This is a genomic window from Pseudomonas sp. LBUM1641 (genome assembly GCF_059716235.1).
The window spans coordinates 4,918,870-4,944,570 of record NZ_CP166815.1 but is presented as its reverse complement, the minus strand read 5'-3'; the positions used below and the strand labels follow the sequence as shown (position 1 = coordinate 4,944,570).

The window sequence follows — 25,701 nt, the reverse complement described above, 5'->3', positions numbered from 1 at the left end:
TCAACTCCTGTTCCCTGCGATGCATTCGGCGATGGCGCGGCCCACTTCGACGGTGCTGGCGTTGCCGCCCATTTCGCGGGTGCGCGGGCCTTCGGCAAGCACGGTTTCGATGGCGGATACGATCGCCGCCGCAGCTTCCTGGTAAAGCGGATGACCGTCGCCCAAGTGCTCGATCATCAGTGCGGCCGACCAGATCTGCCCGATAGGATTGGCCACCCCCAGCCCGGCGATGTCCGGCGCCGAGCCGTGCACCGGCTCGAACAGCGAAGGGTAATGCCGCTGCGGATTCAGGTTGGCCGACGGCGCAATGCCGATGGTGCCGGTGCACGCCGGGCCAAGGTCGGAAAGGATGTCGCCGAACAGGTTGGAGGCCACCACCACATCGAACCATTCGGGGTGCTGCACGAAGTGCGCACACAGAATGTCGATATGAAACTTGGCCGTCTTCACGTCCGGGTAGCGCCGGGCGATCTCGTTCACCCGCTCGTCCCAGAACGGCATGGTGATGGAGATGCCATTGGATTTGGTCGCCGCCACCAGGTTTTTCCGGGGCCGCTGTTGCGCCAGTTTGAAGGCGTAATCCACCACGCGGTCCACGCCTTCCCGGGAGAAGATCGACTCTTGCACTGCGATTTCCCGCGAGGTGCCTTCCCACATGCGCCCGCCGACACTGGAGTATTCGCCTTCGGTGTTTTCCCGCACCACGATAAAGTCGATGTCACCCGGCACGCGGCCGGCCAGCGGACAGGGCACGCCAGGCATCAGACGCACCGGGCGGATATTCACGTATTGATCGAACTGGCGGCGGATCTTCAGCAGCGACTCCCACACGGCGGTGTGGTCGGCAATGATGTCCGGCGCGCCGACAGCGCCGAAGAAGATCGCGTCATGGCCGCCAATCTGTTCGGCCCAGTCGTCGGGCATCATCGTACCGTGGGCCAGGTAATGCTCGCTGCACCAGGCAAAGTGGTCGAAGTGAAAGTGAATACCGAACCGCCGGCTGACGGCCTCAAGTACCCGCAGGCCTTCGGGCACCACTTCGCGGCCGATGCCGTCGCCGGGAATCACGGCGATGCGATGGGTGGGGCGGGTGTGGGATTGGGACACGCCGTGTCTCCTGTCTTGTTTTTATAGGAAGGTCTGGCGAGGGCATTTTTGGCACAGCTGTTACAGCAGGGGAATTGCTCATTGTGGAATCGGCCTTCGCAAAATTCGAAGGCCGAAGGTTTATGCAGGGTTAGCGCTCAGGTAGTCGAACAACGCCAGGCTGGTCAGCGAAGGCTGTTCCTTGCGCATGCACAGGTACATCTGGCGGTCGGCCCAGTTGTCGTCGATTTCGATAAAGCGCAAGGCCATCTCCTTGCGGAAAATCTGCACCGCGCCCTGTGGCAGCACGCCCACGCCCTGGCCGGCAGCGATCAAGCGGCACACCGCTTCGAAACTGCGCACCTGCATCCGCAACCGCAACGGCATGCCAATCGCAGCGGCGGCTTCGGTAATCAACGGCGTGATGGCGGCGTTGTCTTCCAGCCCGACGAAGTCATAACCGAGCAAATCCTCGAAGCGCGCATGGCGCATTTTCAACGGATGATCATGGGGCACGATCAGGCACAGGCGGTCCTGGCAGTAGGGTACAAAGCGCAACTCTTCGCTGGGCCGGGTCGTGACGATACCGACATCTGCCACGCCGTCGCGCACGGCCTGGAGAATTTCCCGGCTGCGCTCCTCGCGAATGTCCAGGCGGATGCCCGGGTGCAGCGTGTTCCACTGGGTCAGCTGGCGCGGCAGTTCCTGGCTCATCGCCGAACTGTTGGCGTACAGGCACACGCGTCCGGTGGCGCCCTTGGCGTAGTCGGCGAGGTCGGCGTGCATGCTGTCCACTGCCCGAAGGATCGACTGCGCATGCTGGGCCAACACGTCCCCGGCCGCCGTCGGCGAAACGCCGGTGGAGGTGCGGGTCAGCAGGGCGACCTTGAAGTGCTGCTCCAGCAGCGACAGGCGCCGGCTGGCGGCAGAGAGGGAGAGATGGGAGTGCTCGGCCGCCCGGGACAGGTTGCCCAGCTTGACCGCCTTGAGGAACAGCTCGATGGAAGTGAGGTCGGGGGACATGCCGGAGTCCTTGTGCGCAGTGGTTGGGAAACTACGCAGTTGTGACCTTGGTGTCCAACCTGGGGTAGAAGTCGATGTTGGCCGACAACTTGGCCGCGCGTGGGTCACCCTGGGTCAGGTAACCGCCGAGGCCCCGCCCCTTAGGCGTACCCTCCGACCACCCGCTCCTGGCGCCGCCGGCGTTATAAGCGGTCCAGTTGTCGTTGAGGCAGGCCATTTCTGTTAAATCGCCGCGCCTTGTCACAGGCCGAGTAGAATCACGCCCTGAAAGCGATTCTTGAGGTGCGGCAAGGTGGATTTACAGCAGGGGTTTGTCCTGACCCGGCATTGGCGCGACACCCCGGCGGGCACGGAGGTCAGTTTCTGGCTGGCCACCGATCAGGGCCCAAGGTTTGTGCGCTTGCCGGTGCAGACCTCCGTGATGTTCATCCCCCAGGCCCATCGCAAGCCGGCTGAGCTGCAGCTCAAAGGCGAGCGCGGCATCGAATTGCGCGACCTGGCACTCTGCGACTTCCACCATCGCACGGTGCTGGGTCTCTACACCAAACAACATCGCCAATTGATGGACCTGGAAAAGCGCCTGCGCAAAGCCGGCATCGACGTCTACGAAGGCGATGTGCGCCCACCCGATCGCTACATGATGGAACGCTTCATCACCGCGCCAGTGTGGTTTGGCGGTACGGCGGGCGAGGGCGGCATGCTGGTGGAGGCGCAGATGAAACCCGCGCCGGATTACCGCCCGCCACTCAAGCTGGTGTCGCTGGACATCGAGACCACCGCCCAGGGCGACCTGTATTCCATCGCCCTGGAAGGTTGCGGCGAGCGCCAGGTGTACATGCTCGGCCCGCCCAACAAAACTGACGCAGTGGACTTCAAGCTCGACTACTGCGACACCCGCGCCGAACTCCTCGAACGCCTGAACCTGTGGCTCGCCACCCATGACCCCGACGCGATCATCGGCTGGAACCTGGTGCAGTTCGACCTGCGTGTCCTGCACGAGCATGCGCAACGCTTGAACGTGCCGCTGCTGCTGGGCCGTGGCGGCGACGCCATGGGCTGGCGCGAACACGGCAGCCGCAACCACTACTTCGCCGCGGCAGCCGGGCGGCTGATCATCGATGGCATCGAAGCCTTGCGTTCGGCCACCTGGAGTTTCGAATCCTTCAGCCTGGAAAACGTCGCACAGACCTTGCTTGGCGAAGGTAAATCGATCTCCACGCCGTACCAGCGCATGGACGAAATCAACCGCATGTTCGCCGAGGACAAGCCCGCGCTGGCGCGCTATAACCTCAAGGACTGCGAGCTGGTCACGCGGATTTTCGAGAAGACCGAGCTGTTGAAATTCCTCCTCGAACGAGCCAGCGTCACCGGCCTGCCAGCGGACCGCAACGGTGGTTCGGTGGCAGCCTTCACTCACCTGTACATGCCGCTGATGCATCGCCAGGGTTTCGTCGCGCCGAACCTGGGAGACAAACCACCCCAGGCCAGCCCCGGCGGGTTTGTCATGGACTCGCGCCCGGGCCTCTACGAATCCGTGCTGGTACTCGACTACAAAAGCCTTTACCCGTCGATCATCCGCAGTTTTCTGATCGACCCGGTGGGCCTGATCGAAGGCCTGCGTCACCCCGAAGACAGCGAGTCAGTGGAAGGCTTTCGCGGGGCGCGGTTTTCCCGCACCCGGCATTGCCTGCCGTCGATTGTCGCGCGGGTTTCCGAAGGCCGCGAAGTGGCCAAGCGCGAACACAACGCGCCGCTGTCACAGGCACTGAAAATCATCATGAACGCCTTCTACGGCGTGCTCGGTTCCAGCGGTTGCCGCTTCTTCGACACGCGGCTGGCGTCGTCCATCACCTTGCGTGGCCACCAGATCATGCGCCAGACCCGCGAACTGGTTGAAGCCCGGGGTTATGAAGTGATCTACGGCGACACCGACTCCACCTTCGTCTGGCTCGGCAGCGCCCACTCCCAGGAAGACGCCACGCGCATCGGCCTGGACCTGGTGCAGCACGTCAACACCTGGTGGCGTGAACGCCTGCAGAATGAGTTCGGCCTGCAAAGCGCCCTGGAACTGCAATACGAAACCCACTTCAGCCGCTTCCTGATGCCGACCATTCGCGGCGCGGAAGAGGGCAGCAAGAAGCGCTACGCCGGGCTGGTCACCCGTGCCGACGGCAGCGAAGAGATGATCTACAAAGGCCTGGAAACCGTGCGCAGCGACTGGTCGCCCCTGGCCCGGCAATTCCAGCAGGAGCTCTACCAGCGGATCTTCCACCGCCAGCCTCATCAAGACTACGTACGCGACTACGTACGTCGCACCTTGAGCGGTGAACTCGACGAATTGCTGATCTACCGCAAACGCCTGCGCCGGCAATTGGGCGACTACGAACGCAACGTGCCGCCCCACGTGCGTGCCGCGCGGCTGGCCGACGAATACAACGACCGCCAGGGTCGCCCGCGCCAGTACCAGAACGGTGGCTGGATCAGCTACGTGATCAGCGTCAACGGACCCGAACCGCTGGAAGTGCGCCAGGCACCGATCGACTACGACCACTACGTCACCCGGCAACTGCAACCGGTGGCGGATGCGATCCTGCCGTTTGTAAACGACGACTTCAGCACCCTGGTAGGTGGCCAGATGGGCTTGTTCTAAAACGGCTTGCCTTGCAGTGGCGAGAGCCTGCAATCTTGGCCACTGACGACCACCAGACGGCGCAGCACTCCCATGACTGAAATCATCCTGACCGGCACCACGGTCGAACTCCGCCCCCTGCAACGCGAACACTCGGCCGCCTTGGTACAGGCCGCCGCCGACGGGCAGCTGTGGAACCTCAAGGTGACCAACGTGCCGGGTCCCGACACCGTCGATAAGTACGTGGACATCGCCCTGGCCGGGCGGGAGGCGGGCACCATGATGCCGTTTGTCATCGTGCGCCGCGACACCGGTGAGGTGGTGGGCAGCACACGGTTCTGGAAGGTTGACCGGGTCAACCGCAAGCTGGAGATCGGCCACACGTATATCAGCCAGTCGGTGCAGAAATCCGGGGTCAACACTGAGGCCAAGCTGTTGCTGCTGACCCACGCGTTTGAAGTGATGGAGTGCGTGCGGGTGCAATTCACGACGGATGAACTGAATGAAAAATCCCGGGCCGCGATCCTGCGCCTCGGTGCGGTACAGGAAGGCATCGTGCGCCACGAGCGCATCATGCCCGATGGCCGCAAGCGCAACTCGGTGCGCTTCAGCATCATTGATCCGGAATGGCCGCAGGTGAAGGCGGGGTTGCTGGCCAGGCTGGCTCGCTAGGGCTTGTGGCTCAGCTCTTCCACCAGCTCATCCATCCGGTCGGCAATTTTCGGTGTGGTCGACAACACAAAGCCTTTTTGTGTGCCTACGTAGGTCTCGACGATGTACAGCGTGTCGCCCACATCCAGCCCTAATTCCTGCAAGGCTTCGTCCGGCAGGCGAATGGCGCCGTCGCCGTCCCAGTCTTCGATCGTGACGCGTTTGCTGTGCATGATGGCTTCCCGTTGAACGATTGAACGGCCTAGCCTAACACCTCAATCCACTGCCAGGAGGCTCAGCACTGTGCACACCCTTTACGGAACCCAAGGCACCGGCTCGTGCATCATCGAAATCGCCCTGCAGCGTTGCGGTGTCGAGTGGCGCCAGGTCGACGCCTGCTCCTGGGAAGACAGCGCAGGCAGCGAGGCTCTGGCGCAGATCAACCCGCTCAAGCAAATCCCCACCCTGCAACAGCCGGACGGCAGCGTGTTGACCGAAAGCGCGGCGATCCTGATTCACCTGGGCCTGCAGTTTCCCGCCTCGGCGTTGCTGCCCGAGGAGCCCGCCCAAGTCATTCGCGGCCTGGTGTACATCGCCGCCAACTGTTATTCGGCGATTGGCATCATCGACTACCCGGAACGCTGGACTGACAGCGCCGATGCGCAGGAGCATGGACAGTTGATCAGCGGCACCCGTCGCCGCCTGCATGGGGCCTGGGAAGTGTTTGCCGATCAATTCGCCGACCAACTGGTCACCCCGCAGCAGGCTCCAAATGCATTGGGGATCATGGCCGCGGCCGTGTCGCGCTGGGCGGGAGGACGCGAGGCGATACAACAGTCGCGGCCTGAGTTTGCCCGGATGCTGGCGCAGGTGGATGCCGACCCCATCGTGGCGCCAGTATTTGCCCGGCATTGGCCGCTGTAAGCCTTAGCAATCAGAAGAAACAATGAGGCCCAAGGTGGCTAAACGCCTTGCGTCGCGGGCGTGCTGACCTACGCTTTCTGAAGCTGGCGTAGGAATCATCCTTGAATTTGACTGTCGCAGACATGAAACTCAAGAACCCTGCATGGAATTCAAAGGAGGTGTGCATGCTCATCCGGTCGCTGACCCTGGCTACCTTGATGGCTTTTACGGGGCCGCTGCTGGCCGCGGATGATCTCAATCCGCTCAAGCAGGACCTGGGCAAGTCACGCCCGTTGGTGGTGGTGGAACTCGACTCCGGCAACCCAACGTTGGCCACCCTCAAGAAACAGCTGGAAGAGCCTGCCAACAAGCAGTCCTTTGAAGAGCGCAGCATGGTGCTCTACACCGTGTCCTTCGGCAGCATCGGCGCCGAAGGCGAGAAGTTCGCCAAGGAGGCGAAGGACAACAAGAAGCTCGCCCCGCCTGAAACCAATGCGCTGATCCGGGCACTCAAGTTGGGTGCCGGCAGTGGTACCAAAGTGATTCTGGTGGGCAAGGACGGCGAGAAAAAACTCGAGAAGACCGTGCCACCGGATACCCTCAACCTGGCGGATTTCTTCAGCGCGATTGATCAGATGCCCCAGGCTGAAAAGGAGCTTGCCGCCCCGGCCGAACCGGAACCGGCTACCCCTGCAGCTGGCAAGCCTGGCGCCAAGGCGGGCAAAAACACCAAGCATCCAGCGCCACAACCGGCACTGGATGATTGAGCGTTTTTCTGTAGGAGCTGCTTGCCTGCGATAGCATCACCTCGGTAATTCAGGCACACCGCGGTGATGCCATAGCAGCCTCGCTAAAGCTCGACAGCTCCCACATCAGGCCTCAAACTCCAGGCTTTTCTCCGGCCACCGCCGGCGCCTTGCGCACCGGGAACGGGAAGTAGAAGAACCGCAGGAACGCCACCCGCTTGATCACCTCGCCGATCATCAACGGCACCACCACTGCCACCACCAGCCCGATAAACGCCGCCGCCACATCCGGCAGGCCCAGGTGCTGCAGCAGGGCGATGGTCTTGTGCTGGATCTCGCCATGGAAAATCAACAGGATCAGGGTCGATTGGCCGATGTAGGTCATGGCGCGGGTCAATACCGCGGAGGTCATCATCAACCCGGCCAGCGCCCAGCAGATGTACACACCGATCACCGCCAGTGCACTGGTCCACAACCAATGGTCATAGCGCCGTTGGGCCAGGTCCATGGTGTCCCAGGTCGGGATGAAAATCGCGAAGTACACCACCAGCGCCACCACCATGCTCAGCAGTGAGCTCTGGTGTTTGCGCAGGACGTCCCGCAGCAGGTAACCGAGGATGAAATAGGTACTGCTGATCAACGTGACATCCAGGCTGAAGGGCAGCCCCGGCATCGTCCAGGTGTGGCCGCCAACGGTGATCGGTACCTGCCAGAACCAGTCCAGGGTCCAGACCCCCAGCAGCAATTGCACGCCCACCACCACGCAACTCCACACCAGTGACAGGCCCAGGCGTTGCATCAGCCGCAGCATCACCCAGCCAAACAGCATTGCCGCCCAGAAGTGCGGCAGAAACCACAAGGCCTGCCAGGGCAGGGTATCCACCGAGGCGTACAGCACGCCGCCAATGTCGGGCAGCAGCGGCTGGCCGCGCAGGATATCGCGCACCAACACGTATGCCAGCATCGTGGTAAAGAACGGCTTGAGCAGGGCATCGGCCTTGCGCACCGCCATTTCAACGAAGGGCTGCTCGGGCTTGAAGAACACTCCGGACAGGAAGAAGAACAGCGGCAGGATAAAGACCGCGAGTATCGGGTACAGCAAATCCGGGGAGTGCTCCACGAACCAACCATGCCCGAACACGATGATCAGGATGCCAATGCCCTTGGCAATATCCATTTGAATCCAGCGTTTTTTCACCTGACTGCTCCCACTCTATAAATCTGCCTTGCGCCACGGCTTGAGCCACAGGCCCATGCCCAGCAACACCACGGCCCCAGCCAGGGTGCTCAACCCCAACTGCAGCCAAATACCTTGAACCCGAAACAACACCAACGCCGCCACGCTCATCACCAGCCCACTCAGCAACCAGTGCCCCTTCCAGGGCAGGGCGCCGAGCAAGGCCTGGCGTTGCATCAGCAGCAACGCGGTGCACAGCACGCCGGCGAGGGCGGCCAGCGGGATACCCGCCAGGCCAAACACAAACGGCAGCACACCCAGCAGCAACACGTTCACCAGGCTGCCCAGCAACTCGCAGCGCAGCGGTTGGCGGGTGTCGCCGGCGGCGTAGGCATAACGCGCCAACAGGGCGTTCCAGGCGCCGAACACCAGCGGCACGGCAAACCAGGCCAGCAGCAGCGGCAACGGCGAATCCACCGACTGCTTGGGCAGCAGCAACGCCACCAGGCTCGGCGCTGCGGCCACCAGGCCAACGCCTGCGGGCAGGGTCAGCAGGCTGGCGGTTTCCAGGCCGCGCTTGAGCAGGGCCAGGCGCTCGTCGCCCTGGCGCCGGCTCATCATGCCCAGCAGCACCTGGTTGAGGCTCATCAGCGCAATCAGTGGCAAGTTCATCAGCTTGCGGGCCAGGTTGACCCAGGTCACCGCGCCTTCGCCCAGCAACGACGCCACCAACCGTTCAATCAATGCCAAACCCTGGCTGGCGCCATTGCTCAGCAGCAATGGGCCGATGCGCCCGCCCAGCTCGCGCAATTCCAGGGTCGAAGCCCGTAGCCGCCAGGGCCGCCAGCCCAGGCGCACCATCGACGGCAACAGCGCCAGCGGCATCAGCAAACTACCCGTGAGGCAGGCCAACGCCAGCGAGTGCGGTTGCGTGGCGGTGCCGGCGAGGGCCAGGTAGGTCACCGGCGGCAGGTTGAACAGCAACGAACCGAGCCCCGCGACCACAAAGCGCTCGCTGGCCTGCAACGGAATACTGAACAACGCATGCAGCATCAAGCCCGGCACGCTCCAGGCGAGGATCTGCAAGTTGCTGCTGGCAAGGCTGGTGGCCGTTGCCGCGAGGCCCGGGCCGAGCAGTTGCACCAGCCACGGCGCCAGTAGCGTCAACAGCAGGCTGGTCACCAGCGCAATCAACAGCAGCGCCGGGAACAACACCGCCAGCCAGTCCAGGCGCTCGCCGTCCTTGCGTTGCAGGTACAGCGGCAGGGCGGCGGCGCTCAGCACGCCACCGGCCAGTGACATACGCAAGGCTTCGGGCAAAAACAGCGCAATCAGGAACGCATCACTGCGCTCGCCCGCGCCCCACGCGGCCACCAACAACCACTCACGGGCAAACCCGAGGCACAGTCCCAGCAGGGTTGCCAGGGTCAACCAGAACGCCGATCCGAGCATGCCTAGGGTCCGACGCTATCGAGCACGGGCTTGCGATATGACACGGTCTTCGCCTGTGGCAGCCGCGCCGGAAACAGTCGCCGCGCCTCCAGCACGTTGATGCCCACCATCAGCCAGAACAGCGCAATCATCACCAGGGCGAAACTGAAGTAGTGGTCAAAAAAGCCGCTGACCAGTGCCGACAGAATCCCCGCCGTGCTGCCCAGCCAGATCGCGTTGTCCTTGGTCAGGCGGATCGGGCCGATTTCCGGCCTGGACTCACGCCACCAGCGCCAGGTCACCGCGATAAACAGCAGCATGCTGATCACGCCGGTCTTGTAGACGAAGTTCAGCCACAGGTTGGAGATCCCCAGCAAGTGCGTGCCCGGCACCGGCGGGTCAACCTTGAAGCCAATGCCCAGCGGGTAACTGGCCACGGCCTGGGGGAACATCCGGTATTCGTCCAGGCGCACTTCGGTACTCGCGTTCTGGGTCGAAAAGATCGTCGCCAGACGTTCCTGCAACGGTGGATACGACAGCACCAGCGCCACGGCCAATGCCACGCCGATCATCAGCAAGCGCCCGGTGTAGGGCACCCGCCGCGACGCCATCCAGATCAGCACCAACGCCAGGCTGACCATCGCGCCCCGGCTACTGGCCAACAGCAAGGCCGCCGCGCCCAGGCAGGCAACGCCCAGGCCGAGGCCGCGTTTCCAGCCGGTGTTGGTGATGCCGTAGCAGAACGCCAACGGCAGCAGCAACGCCATGATCCCGCCGGTGGCGTTGGGGTGCATCCACGGCGAACCCATCCGCGAGGCCATGGCGCCCAGGCCCAGGGACAGGGTGTCGAGGCTGCCGTAATTCATCAGGGTCAGGATCGGCAGCATGCCCGAGGCCGAGCGCGAGCGGATAAACACGCCGATGGACATCACCAGCATCGCCAGTGTGCCCAGCAACAGCGCAATCACCAGCGCTTCGCGGTTCTTCTGCTCAACCAGCAGCTTGGCGGCGAGGAACAGCACCGACAGGTTCAGCAACCAACGCAACCAGTTCGCCAGGCCGCTGGCCTCGGCGGTGATGCTCACCTGGCCGACGATAAACGGCACCACTGTGAAGATCATCAACCACATCAACATGCGGTCGGTAGGGCGCCGGGACAGCGGTGGCGCAGCCGGCAGGCGCGAGAGGAAGCCGTGCCAGATCACTGCGGCCCACGTCAGCGCAATCAACGCCTCACTGACCGTACTGCGAATCCCCAGGTTAAGCGTGGAGTAGGGCATGAACGTTGCCACCAGGGCGAACAGCAGCAGCCCCCAGAACGGGAACCGCAAAATCGTCACGGCAGCGGCCAGGCCGATCACCGCCAGCACGGCCTTGGCCGGGGAAAGGAACAGGATCAACCCACCAAACAGCAGGCCGAAGACAATGGCGACGAGGCTACCCAGTGAGATTCTCAATTCAATTCCTCGATCAGTTCGGCCAGGCGCCGACGGTAGGCCTGGTGGTTGAAACGTTCGGCCCAGCTGCGTAACTGTTCAGGTGGTTGTTCGACGGGTTGGTCGGCCAGGTGCAGCATCAATTGCACCAGCGCCGCACCGTCGGTGGGTGAAAACCGTGGCGCCAGGGGCGGGGTTATTTCGTCCAGCGAGGTACCGCTGGCTACCGCGACCGGGGTGCCGACGCTCAGGGCTTCAATCACCGGCAAACCAAAGCCTTCGGCATAAGAAGGCTGCCACAGGCGCGAGGCGTTGCGATAGAGCCCGTGCAGCTCGGCATCGGAGACGCCGCTCAACGCGCGTATCCCGGGGTAGTTGCGCTGTGCTTCGGGCAAATGCTCCAGGCTGCCCACCAGCACCAGTTCCGGCACGCTCGGCGATTGGCTGCGCGCCTGCTGCCAGGCGTCCACCAGGAATGGCACGTTCTTGCGCAATTCCCGGGTGCCCACCAGCAGCCAATAGCGCTCGGGCAGTTGCCGGGCCGAGAGGTCTGCCGGCAAGCCGACAAAACCGACCACCTGATTGGGCAACACACGAATCTTGCCGGCCGCCTTGGGAAACAGCCGCGCCGTTTCATCGGCACTGTACTGCGAAGGCGTCCACACCCGGTCTGCCGTGTGCACCGCATAGGTGATCGACAGGCGATCGCTGGCCTTGTAGATCATCGCCTTCAGGCGATTCGCGTGGTAGTTGTCCAGGGTGATCTGAAACAAGTCATGCAACAGCACCACGGTACGCAGGCCTTTGGGTTTGGGCGGCAGCGGCAGGCCCATATTGAAGGTGCTGATGTACACATCAATGCGCTCATCGCGCAGGGCCTTGGGCAAGAATCCCGCCTCGAAACGCAGGCGCTGATGGGGTTGATGCATGGCGGTCTTGGCGCAGCCCCAGTCCGGGCAATGGGCATTCAGGCGCAGTTCATCCCCCAGCGGCGCGACGGTAAAGCGCTCCAGCTCGATGCCGGGCATGGCAAGCAGGGCATCTTCCAGGGCGTATACCTGGCGACTGATGCCTGATTGCGGCGAGGTGCCGACGGTACGGTAATCGAGGCCTACGCGCATGCCGGCTCCTTTTGGTTCAGGGGCGACAGTTGGGCGTACACCTGCTCCAGCTGGCTGGCAGCGACGCTCCAGTCATGGGCGCGGCGCACATAGGCGCGACCGGCTTCGCCCATCGGCGCTGCGGTTTCAGGCTGTTGCAGCAGGCGCACCACGGCGTCGGCCAGGCTGTCGGCGGTCTGGCCGCCGAGGTAGTCCAGGCCTTCCACCACATCCAGCCCGGACACGCCCTGGTCGGTACTCACCAGCGGCAGGCCGGCGGCGAGGGCCTCGAGGACCTTCAGCTTGGAGCCTCCACCATGGCGCAACGGCGCCAAAAATACCGAGCAGCTCGATTGCAGGGCCAGCAGGTTGGGCACAAAACCTTGCCACTCGATGCGCCCGTCCTTCCAGCGTTCGCGCCAGCTTTCCGGCATGCCGAAGCCGCAGACACTCATGCGTGCGTCGGGGCAGCGGGCCCAGACCTTCGGCAGGATTTCATCCAGTGCCCACTCGATGGCATCCACGTTGGGTGCGTATTCGTAGTTGCCGAGAAACAGCACGCGGCGGGTTGCGGGGTCAGGGCGGGCGGCGGCGAAGTGCGCGCAATCCACACCGTTGACCACCACCGGCACCGGTTTGCCGGCAATCTGCGCCAGGGTCTGGGCATCGGCGTCAGTCACCGCGACCACTTGCGCGGCCTGGCGCATCACCCGACGTTCCCAGCGGCCGTAGCGCCATTGATCGTAGCGAATAAACGGCAGCGCCCAGCCGGGCAGGCGGTCGTAAGTCGCGGCGCCGAGGGACGATTCCACATTGTGTTCGGTCAGCACAAACGGCTGGGAGCGACGGGCCAACGCAGCTTCGTAAGGCTGGAAGGTGTAGGTGTGTTCGATCTGCACCACGTCCCAATGCTCGGTCAGCAATCGCTCGAAGGTGTCCTGCAGTTCACCCGACAAACCATTCACACTGGCCAGCAGCGGATAGGGTGCAAACAGCCCGGCCAGCAGGGTTTTCAGGCTGCGCAGCGGGCGGCGCGGCAGGATGATCAGCTGTTCCAGAAAGGCTTCCAGCACCTGGCGATCCGTCAGCGATACCGCCTGTTTGTCATGCAACAGCAAGGTGATCCGGTGCCCGCGCGCAGCCAGGCTGCGCAGCAAATGAAACTGGCGCGTCTTGCCACCGCTGGTAGCGGGCCAAGGCGAGTAGGGCAGGATCCAGAGGATGCGCATGGGTGGCTTCAATCCCATAACAGAATTTGCAGGTTGGGCTTGACCGGTACATCCAGTCCATTGGTGCCACTCAACGGTGTTTCGGTGCTGCGCAATGGGTCGTACAAGGTGGCGGTGGTCATGCCCGGCAAGTGCGCGTTGCCGCCACGGGCCGACCAGAAGAACCAGACCTTGCGCCCATCTGCACGGGTCCAGCCGATGCTGAACAGACCGTCGGGCAATTGGTCGGCGGTGGGCGGATCGCCCGGGGTCAATTTGGGCCCGCTCACCTGCAGGAAATTCTTCAAGGCGGTATACGACGGCTTGGGATTGGTGTCGATGTCGAGCAAGCCATAACTCTGGTCGCGCACGCTGGCGCGCTGGTCCAGGTCACTCAGGGTGAACAGGAAAATCTTGTCGAAATCCAGCGCGCTCATCAGTGCGATGCGGCGCACGATGTAGTCGGCCTGGCCTTGAGGCGTGATGAAGTCCTGCAGCTCTTTCGGGCCTTTATAGGTCGACCAGCCCCACTCGGTGCTCCACAGGGTTTTGACCCCGGCGGCCCGCAGTTTCTGGTTGAACGCGCTGGTTTTGGCGACAAAGTCCAGGTTCGACGGGTCGTTGCCTTCGGGCAATTGGGTGTAGGGGTGATAAGACACCACGGTGTTCAGGCTCGGCAGGCCCAGTTGCAGCAGCCCGTCGAGCATATTCTGGCCGTTGGGCATTTCGCTGAAGAACGCCATGCCGGCGGTCACCACCGGTTTGTTCGGGTTCACCACCCGCAGCGCGGCAGCGGTGACTTGCAAGAGGTTCGCATAGCCGGCCGGGTCGGCGACGGGGCGCCAGAAACCCAACAGGTTCGGCTCGTTCCACACCTGCCATGCGTCCACGCTGGGGTAACGCTGGGCCAGCAATGCCATGCGGTTGGCGAAGATGCCCGGGTCCTTGGGCGGGAACTGGTCCTGATAGGGCGAAGAGGCCGGCGCGGTGGTGGCGAACTTCGCCGAGCCCACCAGGTAGAACACCGACTTGATCTGGTTCTGCTGCAGCTTGTTCACCAGCTCATCGAGGGTCGCGACGTTGTACTGGTTCTCGGCGGTTTCCAGCTGGTCCCAATGCAGGTCCAGGCGCACCCATTCCAGGCCCAGGGCCTTGAGGCGGTCGATCTGCTTCTGATAACGCTCGGGGCTGAACCACAGGAACTGCGCGTTCACCCCCAGAAAATCTTTCCACACGATCTCTTTGCTGCCCTTGAGCACATGGCTCTCGGCATCCGCCGGGCGGCCCCAGAGAAAGGCGGTCAGGCCCAGTGCGGCGACGACCACGAGGGTCGCCAGGTAAGTCCGTTTACGTGCCATGGTTGCCTCCTGCAATGGCGTCACTAAACAGCTTCGCGAACTTCTGCGCGGTCAACGGCCACAGGCGTTCACGACCCATTGCTGCGGCGCGTTCGGCCCAGTCCTGGGCCTTTTGCGGGTTGCGTGCGAGCAGCAACAGTTGTTCGCTCAAGGCAGCTACATCGCCTTGCGGATAGATGGCGCCATTGCCGCTGGCGACTTCTTCGGCAAACGCCCGGGCATCGGAGGTGATCGCGCCGCGCCCGCAGGCGGCAGCCCACGACAAGGCACCGCTGGTGCCGCGCTGGCGGCCCAACAGGCCGAGCTTTTTCGATTCGCGATACGGCAGCACCATCACATGGTGCGCCTGGATCGTCTGCGGGATGTCGCTGGCCGGCAAATTCAGCCGCCAGTCGATGGAGCCGGCCAGGCCGAGTTCGGCGATCTGGCTGTTCAACTGCTCCAGGTAATTGCCGCCCACGCCAAACGCCATTTCGGCGGCAGTGCCACCGGCCAGGGTCAGGCGCACACGGTCACGCAATTCGGGGGCTTTTTCAAAGACGGCGGCCAATGCCTGCAACAGGTCTTCGATGCCTTTGCCACGGTAGATAAAACCAAAGTACAGCAGGTGCAGCGTGTCCAGTGGCGGCAAGGCCACGGGCGGGATATCCAGGTTGGCGTGGTTGATCACCGCCACCTTGCCGGCGGGCAATTGCATGCGCGCCGTCAGGCAGTCGGCGCCCAGGCGGGTGAGGGTCACCAGCCGGGTCAGGCCCTGGGCGACGTGCCGTTCTTCGCGCAGGGTCAAGGGATCGGCCAGCACCACCGCCGCTTGCGGCAATGGGCTGGGCAAGGATTCCAGCAGGTTCAGCGGAAAGGGCAATTGCTCGCGCCGCCAGACCATGCGTTCCGGGTCATGCACCGTGGCAGTCAGTGGCAGCGCAGGGTAGGCCTTGCGCAATTCGCGCAGGGCCAAAAATTCCCCCAGGCGCCCACCGCCCAGCTCGGCGTGGACCAGGTCAACACGTTGCCAGTCGAAACCGGCAATCGCCTGTTTGATCGACGCCGTGCTGCTGACCACGCCCGTCAAGGGCGTAGCCACCTCGACGCCCAGTTGCTCCAGTGCCGTCTTGAAATGGTTCGCGTAGTCGGCGATCCCATTCTTTTCCGGCGGCAGGGGAGCGAGCAGGGCGATGCGCATCAGAACGAACCCCGGTATTTGGCGATGGTTTTCAGCACCTTGACCGGCACCTCGAACTTGCGGCGGTTGATGATGATGCCATCGACCTTGCCGAACGCCGTGGTGAGGATCGACAGAGCATGTTCCACCACCGGTACCGTGCTTTTTTGCGCTTCCACGACCAGCGCAATCAGGTCGGCACGACGCAGGTTGATGAACGCGTCACGGTTGTCCAGCAGCGCCGAGGCATCCAGCAACACCACTTGGCCCGGAACGGCCGGCTCAATCCCGCCGACCCGTACCCGCACGCCGTTCTCTTCCAGCAACTGGCGCAACTGCTCGACCACAAAACTCACCCCTTCACCGTGTCGCGCGGAGGTCAGCCCCAGGGTCAGGCCCTGCTCGGCAATACGCTCCAGCGGCAGCAAGCCATACAAGCGATAAATGCTCGCGTTGAAGGCGTTGGTGCTTTGCGCGGTACTGGTGTCCAGTTCCGGCAGGGTGGTCCACAGTGGCAGGCCGAATTTGCCTTCCACCAGGCCGCCGTCGTGGATCCGCTGATCCAGCAGGTAGCACAGGTAGATCACCAGCAGCCCGACCACGATGGAGAACGGGATTGCCAGCAACAGCATCAACAGGGTTTTCGGGAAGACGCGCCCAGGGTTGAGGGTGGCTTCTTCGATCACCGCGATGTTACTGATTTGGCTCTTGTCCAGTTCACGGTCGATCCGCGATTTCTCCAGGCTGTCGACATACAGCGCGTAGTTTTTCTCGGTGCCGCTCAGCTCACGGGCCAGGCGCGCCAGTTCCGGCTCAATAGCCAGGGCGTCCTTGCGTTGCGCTTCCAGTTCCGTCAGTTGCTTTTGCTGTTGCGTCAGTTGAGTGCGCAGCGCCAGGTTGTTGCTGGTCTCATCCAGCAGTACCCGTTGCAGGTGGATTTCCAGGGTGTTTGGCGCACGGTTTTCCGAGCTTTGCACCGTGTCGCTTTCACCGGCGACCTGAGCCTGCATGGCACGGATCGAGGCGTCCAGGGCTTTGACCGGCGGCGCGTTATCCGTGTAGGTACGCATCATGTCGGCTTTTTCCAGGAGCTTCTGGTTCAGCAGGCGACGCAAGTCTTGTTGCTGCGGGTTCAGCGCGATCTGGCGAACCGTGGTCACCTCTTTGGGCTGGCCCTTGAGTTGATTGCGGGTGCTTTCGATGGCGCTGTCAGACGAGGCAATCAGGCGGGTGGAGTTGAACACTTCGCCACGCAGCACGTTGATCCGCTCGGACAAGTCTTCCAGGCGGTCAGTGATGCTCGATGCGCCGATCTGGTTCAAGTGCGTGAGGATCTGGTCCTTGTAGCTCTTGATCTGGGCAGCGCTTGAAGACACCTGGCCTTCGTAGAACGCGTACAGGCTCTTGCGGCCCAACGCCTGGGTGCGCTCGTCGATGTACGTCTCGACCCAATCCTTGACCACCGCCTGGGCGATTTGCGGATCATCCCAGCGGAAGCTGATGTCCATCACGGTAGAGCCGACGGCGTGGGTCACTTCGAAGTTCTTCTCCAGGCTTTTCGCCAGGCGTTCCACCGGGGTGGTTTCTTCGACGATGCCGACGGTTTCCAGCACCACTCGCACACCGTCAAACACGGCGCTGATGCCTTTTTTGACGTACCACTTGGTGCGTTTCCACACGCCTTCCGGCGGCTGCATCTTGTCCATCACCTCCAGGTAATGCTCGGCCACGGCACGTACGATGGGGCGCCCGGTCAGCAAGCGCTCTTCGTCGACAATCGGGTCGCGCTGAGTGCTCGGCATGACGATCGGCTGACGGTTGTTGACCTCGATCGGCATCGTCGAGTCACGGCCCGGTTTTACCAGCAACCGCGCGGTGGATTCATACTTGGCCGGCAGCAGGAACGCCCCCAGCAAAATGATCACCAGCGCGGCAATCGCCGCCAGTTTGAACTCGTGCTTGAAGATGAAGAACAGGCGCAGAAGATCACGAAAAGAACGGATCTCGATCATGGGATGTCGCTCCTTTAGTGGTTCGTGGTGTAGCTGTAGCCCACACCAATGGATTTGGTGAAGGGAATCAGCTGGTTCAGGTAAGTGTCCACGCCTTGGATCCGTTCGCCGACGTTGGACTTGGGTACAAACACCACGTCACCGCGTTGCAGCGCCACGGGCTTGCGGCCCAGTGCGCCGTTCTTCAGGTACTGGCTGAAATCCAGGAAGTAAGCGTGATAGATACCTTGGCCATCTTCACGCAACAGGGCGACCATGCTCGCGTTGCCCACCGGGCTGACGCCGCCGGCACCGAGAATCGCCTGCTCCATGGTCGGGGCCGTGGCGATGGAGATCGCCGACGGGTTGAACACCGCGCCGCCGACGATCACCGTGTTACCCGGCGCCTGGTTGATATTCACCGTCACCCGAGGCTCGCGATACACCGGCGCGAGTTTCTGGCTCAGCTCGGCGGCGACTTCCGCCGGCGTGCGCCGCGCCACCTGGATCGGGCCCAGGAAGGGGTAGTTGATCTTGCCGTCGTTCTGCACGGTGTACAGCGTCAGCTCATAAATCGTGCTGACGTTGAACGCCGAGAGGGTCGGCATTTCCCCGGCATCGCGGACGATCCGCAGCTGGTCGCCGATACGGATCCGCTCCACCGCCGGCGGCAACTGGGCCATGCGATCGAGGGCCTGCTTGCCCTCGTTCACGGTCTTGCCATCGGGCGCGACGATCCGCGCGGGCGTATTGCAGGCGGCCAATGCCATCATGGCCAGGACGAGCAAGGTTCGTTTCATCAAAAGGGTCTTCCTGTAGGTCATGATGCTCACCTCCAATAACCGGGGAACATGCTGATGCGCCGCTTGAGGGCGAGGGGGAGCTGGCGCTCCAGATGGCCCAGCCGGTAGCCGAGCAATTTGAACGCGCTGCGCACCAGTACTTCGGGTACGCGGTGCAATGCACCGGCTTCGCGTAACGCTCGAAGCTCGGCCAGTACATAGCGTTTACCTTCACCGCCGGCATCGCCAAAAGCCTGGCGAATCCACGGCTCGCGGCCGTAGAAAACGCCAATGTCGAAGTAGCGGTGAAACTCATCCATGAGACGGTAATCGTGGGAGTGATAGACCAGCGCGGTGGCGGCGTAGCGCACCTTGTAGCCTTCCAGCAGCATGCGGGCGGCGACGTAGGCGTCCTCGCTGCCGATCACATCCGCGGGGAAGCCACCGACGGCTTGCAGGGCGCTGCGCCGGTACACCGAAAAAGAATCCGAACTGAAGCAGGTCTTGATCCCCAACTCAGGCGCATCCGCCAGGCTTTTGCTGCGGCTTTGCGGCGGGTAGTTGAAGTGGCGTGACTGGGCGCCCAGCACACCGGCATCCGGGTGCGGCAGTTGGCGGCCGTACGCAACGCCGTTGAGCGGGTCCAGTTCCAGCTCGCCCACCAGGTTGGCGAAGGTCTCGGGTTCGGCAGGGATCGCATCCTGAGTCATCACGATCAGCGCGTCGCCGTCGACTTGCTCGCTGGCCCAGCGGCGCGTGCCGCCATGGTTGAAATCCTTGGCATCGATCACTTCGACCCGTACGCCGAACTCGCGAAAACGCGCCACGGTGTCATCGCTGGAGGCGCTGTCGACCACCAGGGTTTCGTCCGGTTGCAGGGTTTGCATGCGCAGCGCCGGCAGCAGCCGGTCGAGGTGGCTGGCCGCGTTGCGGGTCGGGATGATCAGGGCGGTACGCATCAGCTTTTCACTTCGGCCGGAGCCCGGCCGTAAATGTCGTCAAAGCGCACGATGTCGTCTTCCCCCAGGTACTCGCCGCTCTGCACTTCGATCATCACCAGGTCGATGATGCCGGGGTTGGTCAAACGGTGTTTGTGCCCGGCCGGAATGTAGGTGGACTCGTTGGCGTTGATCAGGAATTCACGGTCGCCGTTGGTAATCATCGCCGCGCCGCTGACCACTACCCAGTGTTCGCTGCGGTGATGGTGCATCTGCAACGACAGCGAGGCGCGTGGCTTGACCACGATGCGCTTGATCTTGAAGCGGCTGCTTTCTTCCAGCACGGTGTAGGTGCCCCACGGCCGGGTAACGGTGCGGTGCAGGCTGAATGCCGGATGGTTCTGGCGCTTGAGCTCGGCGACGATGTAGCGCACATCCTGGCTGCGGTTGGCGTCGGCAATCAGGATCGCGTCCGGGGTGTCGACGATGATCAGGTCGCTCACGCCCACCGCGCCCAATACGCGCTTGGGCGAGTCGATGTAGCAGTTGTGCACGTCGTGCAGGATGGCTTCACCGTTGATTTGGTTGCCATTGGCGTCGCTCGGGGTGAGCTGGCGCACTGCGTCCCAGGAACCGATATCACTCCAGCCGATGTCACAGGGCACCACGGCCACTTGCGCGGATTTTTCCATCAGCGCCACGTCGATCGAGATATCCGGCGCAGACCCGAAGCCTTCAGCGTTCAATTCGCGCTGGCGGCAGTTGTTGTTATTCAGGCTGTGGCTGTGGTCGAGGGCGGCTTTCGCGGCGTCCAGTACGGCGGGGGCGTGCAACGCAAGTTCGTCCAGCAACGTGGTCGCCTTGAAGCAGAACATCCCGGCATTCCACAGGTGCTTGCCGCCGTCCAGATACCCCTGGGCGGTGGCCAGGTCGGGCTTCTCGACGAAACGCTTGACCCGGAAACCCTGGCCCAGTGCATCGCCTTGTTCGATATAGCCGAAGCCGGTTTCAGGGTGGTCGGGCTGGATGCCGAAAGTCACCAGGTAGCCGGCCTCTGCCAATTCGCGGGCCTGGGTGACGGCATCGGCGAAGGCGCTTTCATCGAGAATCAGGTGGTCGGCGGGCATCACCAGCAACTGCGCCTCGCCGCCGAAATTCTCCTGCACGTGCAGGGCGGCCACGGCGATCGCAGCGGCGGTGTTGCGCCCGAATGGCTCCAGCAGCAGGTCGAGGGCCAGGTGGGTCTTGTTGACCACGCGGTAGTCATCAAGGGTGCGAAACAGCATCTCGCGGTTGGTCACCGTCAGCACGCTTTCCACGCCTGGCAAGTGACTGGCCCGCAGGAAGGTCTTCTGCAACAGGCTCTGGTCGTCACGCATGCGCATGAAGGGCTTGGGCATGTTCTGCCGCGACACCGGCCACAGCCGGGTGCCCGAGCCACCGGAAATAATGCAGGGAATCAAGCCGTTGAGGGTGTTCATCAATAGACTTCCTTGGTCGAAAGGACGGCTGGGACCGTCATGAAAACGATGTACAAGTCGAACCACACCGACCACTTCGAGATGTATTCCAGGTCGTACTCAACGCGTTTCTGAATCTTGAACAGGGTGTCGGTTTCACCACGATAGCCGTTGATTTGCGCCCAGCCCGTGATGCCCGGTTTCACCCGGTGCCGCGAGCTGTACTCACTGACGGCGACTTCGTAGGGCACGCCGGCGGCCTTGGTCGCGGTGGCGTGGGGGCGCGGGCCGACCATCGACATGTTGCCCAGCAGCACGTTGAACAACTGCGGCAGCTCATCGATGCTGGTCTTGCGAATAAACCGGCCCACGCGGGTGATACGCGGGTCGCCACGGGTGGTCTGGCGGTCGGCGTTGAAGTCGCTCATCTCGGCGTACATCGAGCGGAACTTGAACACCCGGATCACGTTGTCGTTGTAGCCAAAACGGTTCTGGCGAAACAGCACCGGGCCCTTGGAGTCGAGCTTGATGGCAATCGCCGTGATCAGCATGATCGGCGACAACGCCACCAGGCCCAGGGTCGCCAGAATCAGGTCTTCGCAGCGTTTGATAAACGGCGACCAACCCCGCAGCGGCACATGGGAGGTGTTGAACATCAGGATGCCGCCGACATCGGTGATGCGGCTGTGGCCATAACGCAGGGCGGCCATGTCGGGCACCAGCATGACGTTGACCGACATCTGCCGCAGGCGCTTCACCAGCCCGTTGATGCGCTGTTCGGCGGCCCAGGGCAGGGTGATCATCACCTGGTTGACCTGCTCGGAGCGGATCAGTTTTTCCAGGTCGCGTGTGTTGCCCAGCAGCGGCAGGTTGCTCAGTTCCTTGGGGATGCGCTCGGTGCGGTCGTCGATAAAACCGATCAGGCCGGAGCGGATATCACCGTTGCGTTGCAAGTGGTCGGCCACGTGCACGGCGGTGTCGGTGAAGCCAAGGATCACCGTACGCTGCAAGTATTTGCCGTTGGCCATCAGGTTGCGGAACAGGCGCAGCATCAAGATCCGTTCCAGCCCGAACAGCCCCAGGCTCGTGATAAACCAGAACGCCAGGTTGCGCGGGCTTAACTGCGGGAACATCAGCAGAATCTGGTACATGAACAGCAGGATGCAAAACGCTGAAGACCAGGCCACCAGCATGGTGCGAAACCGCAGGCGGTTGCTGAACAACTCCTCGGAGTAAACCCCCATGGCCTGGAACAGAATAATCGTCAGGATCGCGAAGAACAGCAGCAAGCCGAGAAAGTGCGCGCGCAACTCGGAGGCCATCGGTTCTGGATAAAACACGAGGATCAGCGCTGGCAAAACGGCGGTGAGACCGTGCATCAACTTTACGAAAACAACGAAAAACTCAATAAAACCGGCCCGGGTCAAAAACAGGCTGTCGACTGACGACTTCTCGCGCATAAAAACATCCCTCATTGCACACCAGGGCTTCCTTGTTTGGCTGCTCATCCATAAAGGCAGGGCTTGCTTTATAAGTGGCGCCAGACGAACGGCTTGCTTCGCTGGGTAATACGCAATTACCTATCTATTTGCAGGGAATTTGCGGGGTAATGGCTAAATGATGGTTCTCTTTTCCCTATTCGTCAAGGTTTTGACTTTTTTATAAGGGTATCGGTCTAGACACATTATCTACTCGTCGACGTGACAGATTGTTGACTGTCTTGGTCGAGCTCTCGGGTTTTTCGAGAACAAAATGCTGGCGTTTTGGAGTGTAGGAACAAATTTGGGAAATTTCCTGCCGGGGAGGAAAACCTTTTTTTGACGGAGGTAGGACGCGGGGTTTTTCGGGGACAAGCGACGAGTGGTGAGGACGTGAGTCCGTCACCACATCGGTGCGGTACTAAGCTTGAAGATCGCTTTTCAAAAATGTCGGTCAGTTCGGATGTTGCTAAGCCTTGCGCAAGTGCAAGCACTCAATCGACCGGTCGACGGTGGTCTTGGCTATTTCCAGCAAATGCCACACCGCCAATAACTTCGCCCGCTCGGGGCTTTGCAGCAGTTCGCCGCAGTCGAGGGCGGTGGCCGAGGCGCTGCTGAGCAGGCTGGCGGTGTAGAGCAGGGAGTCTTCGAAGCTCAGGTCTTCGTTTACCGTGTGGAAGCCCTGGGAGGGCAGGTAGTGTTCGAGTGCGCGATTGAACGCGGCGCGGTTTTTCAGCAGGTCGCTGGGTGGGTCGGGGACAGATCTGTTCATGGTGTAACTCCTTATGAGACCAGGAGCCGGCCCCATCGCGACTAAACGATGGGTGGCGGCTGTACGCAGGTTAGTCGACCGGCCACAAGGAAAATCCGGCGCACCCGAAGGTGCCCTGCGCACAGCCACCATAAAACCTCATGATGAAACCATGCGCCTTGTGAAGGTTCGGGCGACTAAACCCGTTCACTGATGAGCAGTGAAGGGGCGAAGACTAGCCACCGGTTCCGACAGGCACAAGGCCGAAAGATTGTCTCGGAAACGTCCCGCAAATTAAAGGGATTTACCCTGCTGGCCCTTTATTCATATCCGAATTGCCTCGCGAATTTTCCCCAAGGCTAATCTCAACGTCGCCAAATCAATCGACCCCAACGCCACCCGCAACGCATGCGGCACATGGGCCGTACAGGCAAACGGCTCGGCACTGGTGACCCGCACACCCTGGCCCTCCAGCGCAGCCACCACAGCATCCGCCCGTAGACCTTCCGGCAACACCAGCCACAGGTAATACGACGCCGGATGCGCAATCACCTCACACCCTCGCAATACCTCCCGGGCCAGCGCCTGGCGTTGGCGAGCATCCTGACGCTTCTGTTGCTCCAGCGTATCCACCGCGCCGGACTCGATCCAACGGCACGCCAGGTTCACCGTGAGCGTCGGTGTGCTCCAGGTCGAGACGCGAATCGCTTGCTCCAGCGCCGGTACCCACGCTTTGGGCGCCACGATAAACCCTACCCGCAACCCCGACGCTACGCTCTTCGACAGGCCGGACACGTACACCGTGCGCAACGGCGCATAGGTGAACAACGGCTTGGGGGCGGGCTCTGCGAGAAAGGCGTAGGCACCGTCTTCGATCAGTAGAAAATCGTAGCGCTCACCCAACGCTGCAAGGCGTTGGCGGTCGGTTTCGCTCATCACCGTGCCCAGCGGATTGTGCAGGGTGGGCATGCAGTAAAACGCCCGCACCGGGCGCCGTTTGCACAAGGCCTCCAGCGCATCCAGATCAGTATGGCCAGCGGGTTGCGGCAGAGGCTCCAGGTCTATGCGCTGGGACTGGGCCAGGGTTTTCAACCCGGGATACGTCAGCGCATCAACCGCCAACACATCCCCCGGTTGCAGCAACGCCATCAGGCTGACAGAGAGACCTTGCTGCGCCCCGTTGACGATCAGCACCTGCTCGCCACCCACGCGAATCTGCCGATTACGCAGGTGCCGCGCTGCCGTCTGCCGCTCATGGGCGCGGCCACCCTGAGGGGCAGAATGCAGCAGGGCATCGAGGTCGCCCGAGGCGGCGATGGCGCGCAAACCGTCTCGCAGCATTTCGGCCTGGCCGGGCAGCGAAGGGTAGTTCAGGCTCAGGTCCACGGTGCCTGGTTGCAGCGGTTGTTGAACCAGGCCCATGCCTCGCAGCAGGGTGGTGTCGCGCACAAACGTGCCGCGCCCTGGCTCGCTTACTACCAGACCACTGGCCTCCAGCTCGCTGTACACCCGCAACGCCGTCGCCAGAGCAATGCGATGGCTGTTCATCAGGCTGCGCACGGTCGGCAACTGGGTGCCCGGCGGCAATTTTCCGGCGCGAATCCGCGTGGCCAGTTCATCGACGATCAGTTTGTAGCGGACCTGAGCCATGGCGTGTTCCCGTGTAAAGCGTATCTAGATCAATTTTTTGTTTGTATCAGGTGAGCTCATTAATCTACAGGCTTTCCCGGTGGATGGCTTGAGCATGATCGACCTCGCAACCCTGGCTGTTTTCTCTGGCGCAGTCCTGCTGCTGTTGTTATCCCCGGGGCCGAACATGGCTTTCGTCATCAGCCACGGTGTGACCTATGGTTGGCGTGGCGGGGTGGCATCCGGGTTGGGCATCAGTGTGGCGGACCTGCTGCTCACGGCATTGACCGCGACCGGCGTGACCGCACTGGTCGCTAGTTGGCCGCCGGCCTTTGACCTGATTCGCTACGCCGGGGTGCTGTACCTGTTGTGGCTGGTGTTCAAGACCCTGCAAAAAACGCCCGCCCTGGACCCGGCCCACGTCACCCGCGTGCCGTTGGGCCGGGTGTTTGTGCGGGCGATGCTCAACAGTTTGCTCAACCCCAAGGCGTTGCTGTTTTTCATGGTGTTCCTGCCGCAGTTCGTCAGCCCCAAGGCGGGGCCCATCGCGCTGCAACTGGTGGTGCTGGGGATCATCCTGACATTGATCAGCGGTGTCTTTCATGCCGTGCTGGGGATCTTCGGCGGGGCGCTCAGCCGGTTTTTTGCCGGCAAATCGGGCAGCGCAGGCTTACAGAAATGGGGCCTGGCGAGCGTGCTGATGGTGCTGGCCATACGGTTGGCATTGATGTCTCGCCCGACGTGAAATCCCACTTATAAAAGGAC

The 25,701-nt window shown here is 62.3% G+C and carries 23 protein-coding genes; 5 read left to right on the top strand and 18 right to left on the bottom strand.

Annotated elements, in window-relative coordinates; translation table 11 throughout:
• The 3 genes from ACA046_RS22600 to ACA046_RS22590 form a co-directional block, all read right to left on the bottom strand.
• Nucleotides 1-1,107, bottom strand: a complete 1,107-nt coding sequence (locus tag ACA046_RS22600) for a tartrate dehydrogenase (protein ID WP_459022602.1) — start codon at nucleotides 1,105-1,107, stop codon at nucleotides 1-3.
• A 120-nt stretch (nucleotides 1,108-1,227) separates the two neighbouring features.
• On the bottom strand, nucleotides 1,228-2,109 hold the full coding sequence (locus ACA046_RS22595) for a LysR family transcriptional regulator (RefSeq protein WP_497675018.1): 882 nt from the start codon (nucleotides 2,107-2,109) through the stop codon (nucleotides 1,228-1,230).
• A 31-nt stretch (nucleotides 2,110-2,140) separates the two neighbouring features.
• The gene (locus ACA046_RS22590; protein WP_459022598.1) at nucleotides 2,141-2,326 is read right to left on the bottom strand and encodes a hypothetical protein; all 186 of its coding nucleotides are present in this window, start codon (nucleotides 2,324-2,326) and stop codon (nucleotides 2,141-2,143) included.
• A gap of 75 nt (nucleotides 2,327-2,401) precedes the next feature.
• Between ACA046_RS22590 and ACA046_RS22585 the strand changes: the two genes are divergently transcribed.
• Nucleotides 2,402-4,759: a DNA polymerase II gene (locus tag ACA046_RS22585; protein WP_497675017.1), complete on the top strand. Its 2,358-nt coding sequence runs from the start codon at nucleotides 2,402-2,404 to the stop codon at nucleotides 4,757-4,759.
• 72 nt (nucleotides 4,760-4,831) lie between these two features.
• Complete coding sequence (locus ACA046_RS22580; protein WP_459022594.1) at nucleotides 4,832-5,410, top strand: GNAT family N-acetyltransferase; 579 nt, start codon at nucleotides 4,832-4,834, stop codon at nucleotides 5,408-5,410.
• Here the strand turns inward: ACA046_RS22580 and ACA046_RS22575 are convergent.
• Nucleotides 5,407-5,622: an AbrB/MazE/SpoVT family DNA-binding domain-containing protein gene (locus ACA046_RS22575; protein WP_003208231.1), complete on the bottom strand. Its 216-nt coding sequence runs from the start codon at nucleotides 5,620-5,622 to the stop codon at nucleotides 5,407-5,409. The two genes, ACA046_RS22580 and ACA046_RS22575, sit on opposite strands and share 4 nt — an antisense overlap.
• A gap of 70 nt (nucleotides 5,623-5,692) precedes the next feature.
• Between ACA046_RS22575 and ACA046_RS22570 the strand changes: the two genes are divergently transcribed.
• Together ACA046_RS22570 and ACA046_RS22565 are read left to right on the top strand one after the other, a co-directional pair.
• A complete protein-coding gene (locus ACA046_RS22570) occupies nucleotides 5,693-6,313 on the top strand; it encodes a glutathione S-transferase N-terminal domain-containing protein (protein ID WP_497675016.1) in 621 nt (206 codons plus the stop codon).
• A 164-nt stretch (nucleotides 6,314-6,477) separates the two neighbouring features.
• Nucleotides 6,478-7,059 (top strand): DUF4174 domain-containing protein, encoded by a 582-nt coding sequence (locus ACA046_RS22565; protein WP_497675015.1) that lies wholly within the window; start codon nucleotides 6,478-6,480, stop codon nucleotides 7,057-7,059.
• A gap of 112 nt (nucleotides 7,060-7,171) precedes the next feature.
• On the opposite strand, the gene ACA046_RS22560 is transcribed toward ACA046_RS22565, so the two are convergent.
• From ACA046_RS22560 to ACA046_RS22495, 14 genes are all read right to left on the bottom strand, one after another.
• Complete coding sequence (locus ACA046_RS22560; protein WP_497675014.1) at nucleotides 7,172-8,236, bottom strand: acyltransferase family protein; 1,065 nt, start codon at nucleotides 8,234-8,236, stop codon at nucleotides 7,172-7,174.
• Nucleotides 8,237-8,251: 15 nt separating this feature from the next.
• The gene (gene murJ / locus ACA046_RS22555; protein WP_459022587.1) at nucleotides 8,252-9,667 is read right to left on the bottom strand and encodes a murein biosynthesis integral membrane protein MurJ; all 1,416 of its coding nucleotides are present in this window, start codon (nucleotides 9,665-9,667) and stop codon (nucleotides 8,252-8,254) included.
• Between the two features lie 2 nt (nucleotides 9,668-9,669).
• Nucleotides 9,670-11,097 carry an O-antigen ligase family protein gene (locus ACA046_RS22550; RefSeq protein ID WP_497677124.1) on the bottom strand — a complete coding sequence of 476 codons (1,428 nt, stop codon included), beginning with the start codon at nucleotides 11,095-11,097 and terminating at the stop codon, nucleotides 9,670-9,672.
• A gap of 2 nt (nucleotides 11,098-11,099) precedes the next feature.
• A complete protein-coding gene (locus ACA046_RS22545; RefSeq protein ID WP_497675013.1) occupies nucleotides 11,100-12,203 on the bottom strand; it encodes a glycosyltransferase family 4 protein in 1,104 nt (367 codons plus the stop codon).
• Nucleotides 12,194-13,411: a glycosyltransferase family 4 protein gene (locus ACA046_RS22540; RefSeq protein WP_497675012.1), complete on the bottom strand. Its 1,218-nt coding sequence runs from the start codon at nucleotides 13,409-13,411 to the stop codon at nucleotides 12,194-12,196. Before ACA046_RS22540 ends, ACA046_RS22545 begins: the two co-directional genes overlap by 10 nt.
• An 8-nt stretch (nucleotides 13,412-13,419) precedes the next feature.
• On the bottom strand, nucleotides 13,420-14,748 hold the full coding sequence (locus ACA046_RS22535; protein ID WP_497675011.1) for a GH39 family glycosyl hydrolase: 1,329 nt from the start codon (nucleotides 14,746-14,748) through the stop codon (nucleotides 13,420-13,422).
• The gene (locus tag ACA046_RS22530) at nucleotides 14,738-15,928 is read right to left on the bottom strand and encodes a glycosyltransferase (RefSeq protein WP_497675010.1); all 1,191 of its coding nucleotides are present in this window, start codon (nucleotides 15,926-15,928) and stop codon (nucleotides 14,738-14,740) included. The genes ACA046_RS22535 and ACA046_RS22530 overlap by 11 nt, the downstream gene beginning before the upstream one ends.
• On the bottom strand, nucleotides 15,928-17,919 hold the full coding sequence (locus ACA046_RS22525) for a GumC family protein (RefSeq protein WP_497675009.1): 1,992 nt from the start codon (nucleotides 17,917-17,919) through the stop codon (nucleotides 15,928-15,930). Before ACA046_RS22525 ends, ACA046_RS22530 begins: the two co-directional genes overlap by 1 nt.
• 14 nt (nucleotides 17,920-17,933) lie before the next feature.
• A complete protein-coding gene (locus ACA046_RS22520; RefSeq protein ID WP_076014315.1) occupies nucleotides 17,934-18,698 on the bottom strand; it encodes a polysaccharide biosynthesis/export family protein in 765 nt (254 codons plus the stop codon).
• Nucleotides 18,699-18,727: 29 nt separating this feature from the next.
• Complete coding sequence (locus tag ACA046_RS22515) at nucleotides 18,728-19,639, bottom strand: glycosyltransferase family 2 protein (RefSeq protein WP_063028458.1); 912 nt, start codon at nucleotides 19,637-19,639, stop codon at nucleotides 18,728-18,730.
• On the bottom strand, nucleotides 19,639-21,099 hold the full coding sequence (locus ACA046_RS22510) for a mannose-1-phosphate guanylyltransferase/mannose-6-phosphate isomerase (protein WP_497675008.1): 1,461 nt from the start codon (nucleotides 21,097-21,099) through the stop codon (nucleotides 19,639-19,641). The genes ACA046_RS22515 and ACA046_RS22510 overlap by 1 nt, the downstream gene beginning before the upstream one ends.
• Nucleotides 21,099-22,538 carry an undecaprenyl-phosphate glucose phosphotransferase gene (locus ACA046_RS22505; RefSeq protein ID WP_497675007.1) on the bottom strand — a complete coding sequence of 480 codons (1,440 nt, stop codon included), beginning with the start codon at nucleotides 22,536-22,538 and terminating at the stop codon, nucleotides 21,099-21,101. The genes ACA046_RS22510 and ACA046_RS22505 overlap by 1 nt, the downstream gene beginning before the upstream one ends.
• Before the next feature lie 487 nt (nucleotides 22,539-23,025).
• The gene (locus ACA046_RS22500) at nucleotides 23,026-23,328 is read right to left on the bottom strand and encodes a DUF6124 family protein (protein ID WP_459022572.1); all 303 of its coding nucleotides are present in this window, start codon (nucleotides 23,326-23,328) and stop codon (nucleotides 23,026-23,028) included.
• Between the two features lie 303 nt (nucleotides 23,329-23,631).
• Nucleotides 23,632-24,957 carry an aminotransferase-like domain-containing protein gene (locus ACA046_RS22495; protein ID WP_497675006.1) on the bottom strand — a complete coding sequence of 442 codons (1,326 nt, stop codon included), beginning with the start codon at nucleotides 24,955-24,957 and terminating at the stop codon, nucleotides 23,632-23,634.
• A gap of 94 nt (nucleotides 24,958-25,051) precedes the next feature.
• On the opposite strand from ACA046_RS22495, the gene ACA046_RS22490 reads away from it, so the two are divergent.
• Nucleotides 25,052-25,681, top strand: coding sequence for a LysE family translocator (locus ACA046_RS22490; RefSeq protein WP_459022568.1), 630 nt, complete (start codon nucleotides 25,052-25,054; stop codon nucleotides 25,679-25,681).
• Nucleotides 25,682-25,701: the final 20 nt, after the last annotated feature.